Annotated in this window: 9 protein-coding genes; 6 read left to right on the top strand and 3 right to left on the bottom strand. The window is 70.7% G+C overall.

Going from position 1 to position 11,024, the window contains the following annotated elements:
- Positions 1 to 181 precede the first annotated feature (181 nt).
- Positions 182 to 1,339: a glycosyltransferase family 4 protein gene (locus AC5JJ2_RS21360; protein ID WP_495860060.1), complete on the top strand. Its 1,158-nt coding sequence runs from the start codon at positions 182 to 184 to the stop codon at positions 1,337 to 1,339.
- Here the strand turns inward: AC5JJ2_RS21360 and AC5JJ2_RS21365 are convergent.
- Positions 1,322 to 2,311 (bottom strand): CPBP family intramembrane glutamic endopeptidase, encoded by a 990-nt coding sequence (locus tag AC5JJ2_RS21365; RefSeq protein WP_495860061.1) that lies wholly within the window; start codon positions 2,309 to 2,311, stop codon positions 1,322 to 1,324. The genes AC5JJ2_RS21360 and AC5JJ2_RS21365 overlap by 18 nt on opposite strands.
- A gap of 101 nt (positions 2,312 to 2,412) precedes the next feature.
- Here AC5JJ2_RS21365 and AC5JJ2_RS21370 point away from each other — a divergent pair, with 101 nt between their 5' ends.
- Both AC5JJ2_RS21370 and AC5JJ2_RS21375 read left to right on the top strand, forming a co-directional pair.
- Positions 2,413 to 3,144 (top strand): hypothetical protein, encoded by a 732-nt coding sequence (locus AC5JJ2_RS21370; RefSeq protein WP_495860062.1) that lies wholly within the window; start codon positions 2,413 to 2,415, stop codon positions 3,142 to 3,144.
- A gap of 233 nt (positions 3,145 to 3,377) precedes the next feature.
- Positions 3,378 to 4,592, top strand: coding sequence for a dipeptidase (locus AC5JJ2_RS21375; RefSeq protein ID WP_495860063.1), 1,215 nt, complete (start codon positions 3,378 to 3,380; stop codon positions 4,590 to 4,592).
- 33 nt (positions 4,593 to 4,625) lie between these two features.
- On the opposite strand, the gene AC5JJ2_RS21380 is transcribed toward AC5JJ2_RS21375, so the two are convergent.
- Both AC5JJ2_RS21380 and phoU read right to left on the bottom strand, forming a co-directional pair.
- Positions 4,626 to 6,800 (bottom strand): M48 family metallopeptidase, encoded by a 2,175-nt coding sequence (locus AC5JJ2_RS21380; RefSeq protein ID WP_495860064.1) that lies wholly within the window; start codon positions 6,798 to 6,800, stop codon positions 4,626 to 4,628.
- A gap of 279 nt (positions 6,801 to 7,079) precedes the next feature.
- The gene (gene phoU / locus AC5JJ2_RS21385; RefSeq protein WP_495860065.1) at positions 7,080 to 7,754 is read right to left on the bottom strand and encodes a phosphate signaling complex protein PhoU; all 675 of its coding nucleotides are present in this window, start codon (positions 7,752 to 7,754) and stop codon (positions 7,080 to 7,082) included.
- 132 nt (positions 7,755 to 7,886) lie between these two features.
- On the opposite strand from phoU, the gene AC5JJ2_RS21390 reads away from it, so the two are divergent.
- The 3 genes from AC5JJ2_RS21390 to AC5JJ2_RS21400 all read left to right on the top strand — a co-directional run bounded on the left by AC5JJ2_RS21390 (position 7,887) and on the right by AC5JJ2_RS21400 (position 10,982).
- Positions 7,887 to 9,143 (top strand): serine/threonine-protein kinase, encoded by a 1,257-nt coding sequence (locus AC5JJ2_RS21390; RefSeq protein ID WP_495860066.1) that lies wholly within the window; start codon positions 7,887 to 7,889, stop codon positions 9,141 to 9,143.
- Between the two features lie 67 nt (positions 9,144 to 9,210).
- On the top strand, positions 9,211 to 10,128 hold the full coding sequence (locus tag AC5JJ2_RS21395; RefSeq protein ID WP_495860067.1) for a peptidylprolyl isomerase: 918 nt from the start codon (positions 9,211 to 9,213) through the stop codon (positions 10,126 to 10,128).
- A gap of 44 nt (positions 10,129 to 10,172) precedes the next feature.
- Complete coding sequence (locus AC5JJ2_RS21400) at positions 10,173 to 10,982, top strand: SDR family NAD(P)-dependent oxidoreductase (RefSeq protein ID WP_495860068.1); 810 nt, start codon at positions 10,173 to 10,175, stop codon at positions 10,980 to 10,982.
- Positions 10,983 to 11,024: the final 42 nt, after the last annotated feature.

Genomic DNA, 11,024 nt, shown 5'->3' on the forward strand with positions numbered 1-11,024 from the left:
CGTCGTCCCTCGACGGGCTGCCGGGGACGCTGGTGTCGCGGTACCTGCCGCGGCGGTGGCGGTTCCGACCCGCCGTGTTGGTCGGTTCCGGGGTCTTGTTCCCTCCCCCCCAAGGGGGGAGGGAACAAGAGGGGTCTCGCAAAGCCTCGACCCGACGGTGACCGAAAGGATTCGCACCCGAATGCGCGTCGTGATGAACGGCCTGGCGGCCCTGAAACCGAAGACCGGCATCGGCCACTACGTCGCCCGGCTGCACGCGGCGCTCGGCGACGCCGTCGCGCTCTACCCCGGCGCGTTCCCCAGCGCCCTCGCCCGCAAGCTCCTCGCCCGGCCCGGCGGGCCGTCGAAACCCTCGCCCGGCTGGTCGCCGCTGCCGCCCGCGAAGCAGTTGCTCAAGCACCTCGGCAAGACGGCCGTCGGCATCCACTTCGCCCGCCACTGCCGCGCCCTCGGATACGAACTCTACCACGAGCCGAACTTCATTCCGTTCGCGACGCCCCTGCCGACGGTCGTGAACGTCCACGACCTGTCGGTGCTGCTCCACCCGGAGTGGCACCCGGACGACCGGGCGCGGTTCCACGACCGCCACTTCCTCGCGGCCGTCCGCCGGGCCGACCACCTGCTCACGCTGACGCACCAGGTCCGCCGGGAGCTGATCGAGTACGTCGGCGTGAACCCGAACAAGGTGACGGCCGTTCACATCGCCGGCGGCGACGAGTTCCGCCCGCTGCCGGCGGCTGTCATCGACGACGCCCGACGGCGGCTACAACTTCCCGACCGCTACTTCCTGTGCGTCGGCACGATCGAACCCAGGAAAAACATCCTCACCGTGCTGAAGGCGTTCGCCGACCTGCCGTCGGCCGTGCGGGCGAGCTGCCCGCTCGTCCTCGCCGGGCCGTGGGGCTGGAAGTCGGACGCCGAGCGGGACTTCCTGGCCGCGCATCCTTCCGGGATCATCCGCCTCGGGTACGTTTCGGACGCGGACCTGCCCGCCGTGTACGGCGGGGCGGCGGCGCTGTTGTTCCCGTCGCACTACGAGGGGTTCGGGCTGCCGCCGCTGGAGATGCTCGCGTGCGGCGGCAGCGCCGTCGTCTCGAAGTCCGCCGCGTCCGTCCGCGAGGTGATGGGATCGCACGCCGTCTACGTGGAAGGGACTGACGTGGCCGGTTGGCGGGACGTGTTGAACCGCATCGCCGCCGACCGCGAGTTCCTCGCCGAAACCCGCCGGGGTGGAATCGCGCACGCCGGGCGGTTCGCGTGGTCCCGGACCGCCGCCGAGACGCTCGCCGTGTACCGGAAGGTGCTCGGCCGGGCGGACCCGCTACGGGCCGCCGCGTAGAAGGTGGACGGCCGACACGGCGTTGAACAGCCCGTGCGCCACGACCGCGGGCGTCAGCGACTTCGTCCGCAACACGACCCACCCCAGCCCGACGGCGAGAACGACGAGGGGGATCGGCGACGGCCAGACGGCGGCGTGCATCACGCCGAACAGCGTCGCCGACGCGAGAAGCGCAGAGGTCGGCCGGAGCGGGAACCGCCGCGACCGCGGGGCGAAGCGGCCGTGTGCGAGCACGACCCCCGCCATGACCAGGACGAGGACCGGCGGCCCCCACTTCCCGCTGCCGACGGCGACGAGCATCGCGACGGCCAGCAGTATCCACGCCCGCTCCCACCGCCGCACCGCCCACGGGATCATCATTCGCCGGTAGAGCAGCTCCTCGAAGAACGGCGCGACGACGCACGCCCCGAGGAAGAGGATCGCCACGTCGAGCGTGTGCCGCAGCCGGAAGCCCTTCAACGGGTGTTGGTCCGGCGGAATCTTCAGCGCGTCCATGACCACGAGCGAGGCGAAGTGGACCGCGAATACGACCGGCGTGACGACGACCCACACGAGCACCCCGGCCGCCACGTCCGCGACGAATCGGCCCGACGGTGCTCGCTCCGCCCGCGCCGCCCGTCGCCAGACGTGGAAGCCGGCCGCGAAGACCGGGATGAGCGCCAGGCCGACGACCGTGGACCGCTGGTACGCCTGCTCGAGTTTGCCCGCCTCGGTCGGGTCGTCGTCGTGGTTCAAGAAAGTGAACACGCCGGTCGGCCGGAGGGCGTCGGCGACGACCTCGCGGAGGACGATGCACGCGACCGCCAGGACGAACAGGTCCAGCCCGTGCCAGTGGGTGACCCACTTGCGGTACGGCGGCACGACGGGCGTTCCGCGCCGCGTGGCGTACCAGCACGCCGCCCCGACCGGGGCCGCCACCGCCGCCACCGCCACGGCGGCCCGGCCCATCGCCACGACTTCGTCCCAAGCCACCACGCCCGCCCTCCGGTTAGAAGCGTAGGGGGAACTATATCGGCCGCGGATCGGGTAAACTCAACGGAACGCCGCCCCGCCCGGTTCCCACGGAGTACGCCATGCCGCGCCTGTTGTTCGCCGCCCTCGCCCTCGGCCTCGTCGCCGTCGGCCGCGCGCAGAACCCGCCCGCCGCCCCGCCGGCCGCGAAGCTGCGGGCCGCCCTCGCCGAGACGGCCGATGTCGTCTTCGAGGACAAGTCGCTCGTCGAGGTCGCCGAGTATTTCAAGAACAAGCTCAAGGCCGAGGTCCGGTACGACCCCGCCGTCCTCGCCGGCCTCGGCATCGACCCGGCCGCGATCCAGTACACCGTGAAGCTCCGCGGCGGCAAGGTCCGCGACGGGCTGAAGGCCGCCCTCGCCCCGGCGAACCTCAGCTACGCCGTCGTCGGCGGGTCCATTTACGTCGGCCCGGAGGAGCACGTCATCCACCAGCAGATGCGGCAGCGGGTGAGCGTGGACGGCGAGGCGACGACGCTGTCGGCCGTGCTGAAGGCGCTCGCCGACGAGACGGGGGCGAACGTCGTCGTCGATCCGCGGGTCGAGGCGAAGGCGCAGCAGGCGGCGGTGAAGCTCAAGCTCGACGACGTGCCGCTGGAGACGGCCGTGCGGCTGGTGGTCGAGGTCGCCGGGTTCGCGACGGTGCGGATGAACAACGTGCTGTTCGTGACGACCGAGGAGCGGGCCGACCGGCTGCGGCCGGTCGCCGACCCGCCGACCCCGGCGGCGGTCCCGGTCCCGGCGGCCGGCGTGCTGCCGGCGGAGGTCCCCCCGCGGCCGCCGGTGGGACGGTAGGCCGCCGCGCAACGGCTGGTTTTGTGGAACCCGGAGCGGAAGCGATGGGGTGTGGGACAGCCCCCACACCCCATCGCTTCCGCTCCGGGTTCTAAAGAGATCGCGTCAGGCCGCAGCGATTCGGAGGCACGTCCCGCTCCCGCCGGGACGCTCGCCCGTGCGTCGGCGTGCATTCCCTGCGGTCGTATACTTCCACTACCTCTTCATCCCACCCCCGTCCCGGATTCCCTCGCATGATCCTCCGCGTCCTGCCGTTGCTCCTGCTCGCCGTCCCCGCCCTCGCCGCCGACCCGCCGGCCCGGAAGCCGGTCGTCGTCACCGACGCCGCCCTCAAGCTGCACGCCGAGGCGCTCGTCATCGACGGGCACAACGACCTGCCGTGGGAACTCCGCCGGAAGGACGCCGGCGCGTCGTTCCGCTCGATCGACCTGCTCCGGCCGCAGAAGAACCTGCACACGGACATCCCCCGGCTCCGCAAGGGCGGGATCGGGGCGCAGTTCTGGAGCGCCTACGTCCCGACCGAGACGACCAAGAAGGGCCTCGCCGTCAAGACGACGCTCGAACAGATCGACGCGATCCACCGGATGGTCAAGCAGTACCCGAACGACTTCGAGATGGCGTCCGGCCCGGCCGACATCGAGCGGATCCACAAATCCGGCAGGATCGCGTCCATGATCGGCGTCGAGGGCGGGCACTCGATCGACAACTCGCTCGAAGTCCTCCGCACCTTCTACCGCCTCGGCGTCCGGTACATGACGCTGACGCACGGCGAGTCGCTCGACTGGGCGGACAGCGCCACGGACGCGCCGAAGTGCGGCGGCCTGTCGCCGTTCGGCGAGCAGGTCGTCCGCGAGATGAACGCGCTGGGGATGCTCGTGGACCTGTCGCACGTCTCGCCGGCGTGCATGACGGCGGCGCTCAAGGTGACGGCCGCCCCGGTCATCTTCTCCCACTCGTCGGCCCGCGGCGTCGCCGACCACCCGCGGAACGTCCCGGACGACGTGCTGAGGCTCGTGAAGGCGAACGGCGGCGTCGTGATGGTCAACTTCTACTCCGGGTTCGTCGTCCCGGAGGGGGCGCGGGCGATGCAGAAGATGTTCGAGGTCGGCCGGGAGTTGAAGAAAAAGTTCCCGGACGACGACGCGAAGTACCGCGAGGCGATGCGGGCGTGGGTGGCCGAGAACCCGTTCCCGACCGGCACGGTCCACACCGTCGTCGATCACATCGAGCACATCATCAAGGTCGCCGGGATCGACCACGTCGGGCTGGGGTCGGACTACGACGGCATCCTGCGCCTGCCGACGCAGCTGGAGGACGTGTCCACGTACCCGGTCATCACGCAGGAGATGCTGAACCGCGGGTACAAGCCGGACGACATCAAGAAGCTGCTCGGCGGCAACCTGATGCGCGCCTTCCGGGCCGCGGAAGCGGTCGCGAACAAGAAGTAACCCCGGTTAGCGGGCGACCCACCGGGTCGCCCGCTAACCCGCCGCCCGCCACTCGGCCGCGAGCCGCTCCTGGAACGCCAGCAGGCTGCCCAGGCTCTTGAAGTGGACCCGCTTCACCCGGCCGATCACCCCGTCCAGCCGGGCCATCAGCCGCCCGATCCACTCGCCGGAGATGCTGTCGCCGTAAAGCCGCGGCAGCTCGTCGTTGCCGCGGTCGTGGATCAGCGCGTGCAGCGGCGTCCCGTCCGCCACGTTCGTCATCGCCGGGGCCGGCACGCCCTTCGCGTCCGCCAGGTTCGCCGTCAGGCTCGTGTTGACCTGGTTCAGCTCCTCGCACGCCTGCTGGAACGCGTCCGGCGTGAGCTGGTTGTTCGCCCGCAGTTGGCCCAGCACCGCGTGCAACCGCCCCTGCTCGGCGAACAGCCCGCGGAGCAGCCCCTGCGTCGCCAGGTGGAACCGGTACCGCTTGCGAAGCTCGACCGCCCGCGCCTCGCCGGCCCCGCCGTCCAGGTGCGCGGCCAGCGACCAGTGCGCGTGGTACGCCTCGCGGTCCAGCCCGTCGAGCGCCTCGCGGTCGGCCTCCAGCTCGCCGTCTACCGCCTTCAGCAGCCCCGCCACGTCCCCCTTCGTCCGCTCCTTCTCGCGGAACGTGAACGTCCGCCCCTTGAGCGTGAACTCGCCGGTGTGCAGCCCGTTGAGTAGGTGGAACTCGCCCTGCCGCCGGCGGTACGCGGCCAGCTGCCCCTCCAGCCCGGCCGGCGGCCAGTCGGCGAGCCACGCCGCCACCCGGTCCCGCGGCCACGGCTCAACCGGCAGTCCGCCCGGCTCGCCGGGGTTGATGAGCCGGTCGTCGTACAGCCCGTGGTACTTCGGGTCGTAGGTGCTCTCCGCGTGCTCCGCGTCGATGAACGCCTGCACGTCCGCGGCCGGGGTCGGGTGGTAGGTCTCCTTCCGCCCGAGCGCGTGCTCGTAGAACCGCATCGTCACGACCTGCTTCAGCTTCGCCAACTCGCCGAACAGTAGCCACGGCGAGCGGTCGTCTTGCGGGCTGCGGACGTACACCCGCTTCGCGTTCCGCTCCCGCATGTGGTCCGTCGGGTGCGACCGGTACTTGTCCGGGACGCCGTCGTCGGTCGGCTCGAAGACCTGCACTTGTTCCGTCGGGTCGGCCGGGAGGTCCGGCGGCAGCCCGGCCCGGTCGTCCTTCCGCAGCTTCCGCAGCCGGGCGGCGGCGGCCGCCTGGTGCAGGAACAGGTCGTCGGAGAACAGCCCGTGGTCGGCGGCCGCGTTGAGCGACTCGGCGGCGTCGTTCAGGGCGTCCTGGGCGAACGACAGCCGGGCGAGGCAGTGGATCAGCGCGTCCGACCCGCTGACGCTGACGGCCACGTTGTCCGCGTTGAACTCCATCTGCCGGCCGAGGGACAGGTGCAGCAGGTTCAGGCTTCGGTACGCCGCGGCCAGCGCCTGCCGGACGGCCCACAGGACGGCCTTCAGCCCCCACGCGGGGAACGACAGCCGGATGTCGATGCCGGCCCACTGGTCCACGAACCGGTCGAGGCCGTCGCGGCTGTAGATTACGTCCGACATGGCCTTGTTCGCGACGTACAGGTAGCTGCCGAGGCCGACGCTCCGCTGGGCGAAGTGGCCGAACTCGTGGGCGAGGACGGCCTTGAACTCGACGAGGGTGACGACGTTCACCAGCCCGAGGCCGATGAGCAGGTCCTTCCGCGGCGGCACGACGAGGTTCACCAGCGACGTGTTGTAGATCAGTGCCGCGTTCACGTCCGGGCTGACGAACACCCGGTGCGGGGCTGGCGCGCCGGTGTCCTGGTAGACGCGGCGGATGAACGCGAGCAGCTCCGGGTGGTCGGCCGCCGTCACCTCGACGTGGTTCGACCGCTCGACCCGCTGCCCCTTGAACAGCCCCTTCACGAGGAACAGGACGAGCAGGAACGCGGCCAGCCCGCCGCCGAACTTGAGGATGAGGAACCCGACGGGCGTTCGCCCGCGGCGGTCGTCGGGCGTCGGCAGGTCGAGGATCGCGTACCCGACCCACGCGGCGGCGGCGATGATCGCGAGGTACAGCAGCAGGAACGCGAACAGCCCGGCGATCATGGCGACGACGCCGCGGCGGTACGCGGCGTCGATCCGGGTGATCTCGCGGGGCACGGCCGGCGGGGCCGGCGGGTACAGCGCGTCGGCGGGCATGGCGGGCCTCCGGCGGAAGGACGAGAGCGAACGAAGATACCAAACCCGCCGGGCCGGGCCAAACAAGAATGTGGGTTTCAAGACCTGGGACCGCGGGCGTCCCGCCCGCCCACCTTCCCGCGACGGGGAGCGGCCTCAAGTAGTCGGGACGGTCTTGGTAGGGTGGGCCGAGTCTTCGAGTCCCACCGGTGCGGCCCCCGCGACCGCGGTGGGCCTCGAAGACTCGGCTCCACCCTACAAGAAGCGGGCGGGACGCCCGCGGTCCCAGCGGTGGTCGGCCTACGCGTGCGGGTCCAGCAGCTCGTGGTGGTGGCGGACGATCGCCCCCTCGACGAGGTAGATCACGTCCTCGGAAATGCTCGTCGCGTGGTCGGCGATCCGCTCCAGGTGGCGGACGGCCGAGAACAGCGACAACAGCGGGTCGATCCGGTCCGGCGTCCGCTTCATCGCGGCCACGACCTCGCCGATGATGGCCGCGTTGTCCGCGTCCACGTCGTCGTCCAGCCGGATCACCTGCCCGGCCGTCGCCGCGTCCGAGTTCACGAACGCGTCCAGCGCCTTCCGCACCATCTGGATCGTCCGCTCGGTCATCGGCCCGAGCCGCTCCGGGATGGTCACGAACGGCGGGGCCGCGATCCCCGGCACCCGCTCGGCGATGGCCGTCGCCAGGTCGCCCATCCGCTCCAGGTCGGTCGAGATCAAGAGCACGGAGCTGATTCGCCGCAGGTCCACCGCGACCGGCTGGTGCAGCGCGAGGATCTTCAGGCACTCCTCGAGCACGTCGTTCTCCAACAGGTCGATGAGGTTGTCCCCGTCGATCACCTGGTCGGCCAGTTTCAGGTCGCGATTCTGCAGCGCCTGCCCGGCCTGGAACACGGCCTCCTCCACGAGGCCGGCCATCTTCAACACCAGCTTCTGGAGCTTCTCCAGGTCGCGTTGCATGTGCTTGGACACGTCACCCCCGCCGGCAAGAGCCTTTTCGCCCGGTCATCTTATCACCGCCGCGGCCGGAATCGGCGGGTTGGGGAAGAAGTTCTCGCGAAGGGGTTCTAGGATAACCGAACGCCCTCATTCGGATGCCTTTGGATGCACCCCCCGCCGCGCGTCTCCCGCGACCAGCTCCTCGACGCGATCCGGCGGAGCGGCCTCCTGGGGGCGGACCGGCTGGCCGAACTCGCCGCCGCGGCGGCCGCCGGCGACGGCCCGCACCTCGCGGACGAACTCGTCACGGCCGGGGAGCTGACCCGGTTCCAGGCGGACAAGCTCCTCGCCGGGCAGTGGAGCGGCCTCGTCCTCGGGAAGTACCGCATCCTCGCCCCGCTCGGCCGCGGCGGCATGGGCGTCGTCTACCTGGCCCGCGAGCACGACACCGGGCCGGGCCTCGTCCGGCCGCTCCTCGCGCTGAAAATCCTCGCCCCGAAGAAGGCGATCGAGCCCCGCATCCTCGACCGGTTCCAGCGGGAAATGGCCATCGGCCGGTTCATCCCGAACCACCCGAACGTGGCCCGGATGTACGCCGCCGGGGAGGTCCGCGGGGTGTCGTACATCGCGATGGAGTACGCCCCCGGCCGGACGGTCCGGGAGGTCGTCGCGGCGGACGGCCCGATGCGGCCCGGCGAGGCGGCCCGCGTGTTCGGCGAGATCGCCGACGGGCTGGCGGCCATCCACAACGTCGGCCTCATCCACCGGGACGTGAAGCCGGCGAACGTCATCGTCACCCCGTCCGGTACGGCGAAGCTCATCGACTTCGGGTTCGCGCTGCAGGTCGGCGACGACCTGCCCCGCGACCCGTCCTTGATCGGCGGCCGCGGGTACATCCTCGGGTCGATGGACTACATCGCCCCGGAGCAGGCGACGGACGCGACCGACGTGTCCCCGCGGTCCGACCTGTACGCCCTGGGGGCGTCGTTGTACTTCGCGCTGTCCGGCTGCCCGCCGTTCCCCGGCGGCACGGCGCTGCAGAAGATCCGCTGGCACCGGCACGACTCCCCGCCGCCGATCCGCACGCTCTGCCCCGGCCTGCCGATCGAGATGGCGGCCGTGGTGTCGAAGTTGATGGCGAAGGACCCGCTCGACCGGTTCGCGTCCGCCGTCCACGTGGCGGAGATTCTGAAGCAGTGGGCGACGCCGCCGAACGCGGAGGAGGTCGCGGCGACGGAGGACGCGGAGCACTCGACGGACGAGCTGTGGGTCCCGCCGGACTCGGCCTCGCAGGACGTGACGTTCTTCAAGGAGGCGGCGGGGCCGACGGTGGCGCTGCCGCCGTGGACGCCGTTCGCCGTCGGCGCGGGGTTGGGGGCGATGTTCTTCCTGGGCTTCCTGGTCCGGGTGCTGGTGCGGTAGCCCCGCCTTCCGGTTGCATCCCGACCCGTCGTCCGCTATACCTCCGGCCCCCGCCGGAGGTATTGTCGTGTCCCGAATCGTCCTCGCGCTTCTGACGCTTTCCGCCGCCAGTTTCGCGGCCGAGCCGCCGCAGAACGTCGCCGCCACCGTCAACGGCGAGGTCGTCCGCCTCGACGAGGTGGACGCCGTGTTGAAGCGGCACTCGCCCATCGACGCGCCGCTGACGACGGCCCAGGCGAAGCAGCTGCGGGCCGAAATCCTCGACGACCTCATCGACGAACGGCTGCTCGCCCAGTTCCTCAAGCAGCACGGGCCGAAGGTCCCGCCGGCGGACATCGACAAGTACATGCAGGGGCTGACGGCGGGTTTGAAGAAGCAGAAGAAAACGCTCGCCGACCACTTGAAGGAGACGGGCCAGACGGAGCCGCAGGTCCGCGAGACGTGGACGCGGGTGCTGCAACTGCAACGTATGATCGACCAGCAAGCGACGCCGGACGTGCTGAAGAAATACTTCGAGGCGAACCGCGAGTTCTTCGAGGGCGTGACGGTGCGGGCGTCGCACGTCGTCGTCCGCCTCGGCCCGGCCGCCACGCCGGCGGACCGCGCCGCCGCGACGGAGAAGCTCAAGCAGATTCGCGCGGACATCCTCGCGGGGAAGATCGACTTCCCGACGGCGGCGAAGAAGCATTCCGTCTGCCCGTCGGCGCGGGACGGCGGCGACCTCGGGTTCATCGCCCGCAAGGACACGGTCGTGGACGAGGCGTTCGCCGCGGCCGCGTTTTCCCTCAAGAAGGGCGAGATGAGCGACGTGGTCGAAACGGAGATGGGCCTGCACCTGATCGCGGCGATGGACCGCAAGCCGGGGATGCCGACGGCGTTCGAGAAGGTGGCCGATCAGGTCCGCGATGTGTACACGGACGAGGTGCGGCAGTCCCTCGTCGCGAAGCTGCGGAAGGACGCGACGGTCCAAATCACCCTCCCGTGAGGAGACTGCTTCATATAGCCGCCGGCTTGCCGGCGGGGTTCTGGGTGTCGCAAACCCGCCGGCAAGCCGGCGGCTATATAATCACCGCCATGAAGCTCAAGGCGTTCGACCTGACCGGCAAGGTGGCGCTCGTCACCGGCGGCAACAAGGGCCTCGGCCTGGCGATGGCCCGCGGGCTGGCCGAGGCCGGGGCGGATGTCGTGATCGCGGCGCGGACAGAAGACCAACTCCGGGCGGCGCTCGACGCGATCCTGCAGGGCACGCACCGGTGCGGGGCGTACTTCGTCTGCGACATGGCCGACCGCGAACAGGTCCAGGAGATGGCCGCGGCCGCCCTCGCCAAGATGGGCAAGATCGACATCGTGATTAACAACGCCGGCACGAACCACCCGCAGCCGGTGGACCTGATCGACGACGACGTGTGGGATCGGCTGATCGAGATCAACTTGTCGTCGTGCATGGCCGTCACGCGGGCGCTCGTCCCGCAGATGAAGGAACGGCGGTGGGGCCGCGTCATCCACATCTCGTCCATCTTCGGGCAGGTGTCGAAGGCCGGGCGGAACGCCTACTCGGCGACGAAGGCGGCGCTCATGGGGTTCACCCGCGCGTCGGCCCTGGACCTGGGGCCGTTCGGGATCACGGTCAACTGCCTCGCGCCGGGGCCGTTCCTGACCGACCTGCCGATGTCGATGTTGAGCGAGGCCGAGAAGCAGGCGTTCGCGGACCACACGGCCCTCGGCCGGTGGGCGGACCCGAAGGAGCTGGTCGGCCCGGCCCTGATGCTGGCGAGCGACGCCGGCAGCTACGTGACCGGCACAACGCTATTCGTGGACGGCGGATACACCGCGAAGTGACCGGCGAGCCGAGCGGCGTAAGCCGCCGGGTAAATGCCCCTT

The sequence above is a fragment of the Limnoglobus sp. genome (genome assembly GCF_059499385.1).

What these genes read in the sequence shown, in the direction of transcription:
- AC5JJ2_RS21360 (WP_495860060.1), top strand. Translation starts at nt 182, where the DNA reads ATGCGCGTCGTGATGAACGGCCTGGCGGCCCTGAAACCGAAGACCGGC.
- AC5JJ2_RS21370 (WP_495860062.1), top strand. Translation starts at nt 2,413, where the DNA reads ATGCCGCGCCTGTTGTTCGCCGCCCTCGCCCTCGGCCTCGTCGCCGTC.
- AC5JJ2_RS21375 (WP_495860063.1), top strand. Translation starts at nt 3,378, where the DNA reads ATGATCCTCCGCGTCCTGCCGTTGCTCCTGCTCGCCGTCCCCGCCCTC.
- AC5JJ2_RS21380 (WP_495860064.1), bottom strand. Translation starts at nt 6,800, where the DNA reads ATGCCCGCCGACGCGCTGTACCCGCCGGCCCCGCCGGCCGTGCCCCGC.
- AC5JJ2_RS21390 (WP_495860066.1), top strand. Translation starts at nt 7,887, where the DNA reads ATGCACCCCCCGCCGCGCGTCTCCCGCGACCAGCTCCTCGACGCGATC.